This window comes from Pedobacter sp. ASV12 (genome assembly GCF_016429155.1).
In the GTDB taxonomy this organism is placed as follows: domain Bacteria; phylum Bacteroidota; class Bacteroidia; order Sphingobacteriales; family Sphingobacteriaceae; genus Pedobacter.
The window spans coordinates 1-392 of sequence record NZ_JAELUC010000352.1; the positions used below are offsets into that span (position 1 = coordinate 1).

The window sequence follows — 392 nt, forward strand, 5'->3', positions numbered from 1 at the left end:
AGATACCGATAATATTTCTGGCAATCCCTTCTTCAGTTTGAATAAAGTCGATTACATTATTGCTATACTGGATGCCATTTAGATAGTCTGTTGTAACCGCTGAAGTCGCATTTACTTTTTTTAACTTGGCTCCGGTAGCATCGTAAACATAACTGAGGTTTAGGGGGACTGTTCCCGATCTTTGAGCACTTATTGGTAGATTCAGGTGGTTGTAGTTAAGCGTTACTCCGTTCCTTCCATCGGTGGTGGCATTACCATTTGCGTCGTAATTATAAACGCCTGTGACGCCATCAATATATTGAAGCCTGTTGCTATTATTATAATAATAGTATTTTTTATCTCCAACTCCGTCACGGTTGAGCGTATTAATATTTCCCATAACATCATAAGGT

General features: G+C 38.8%; 1 pseudogene. It reads right to left on the bottom strand.

Going from position 1 to position 392, the window contains the following annotated elements:
* Positions 1-392: pseudogene (locus JHD69_RS20650) on the bottom strand (DUF6443 domain-containing protein); the annotation flags it as partial.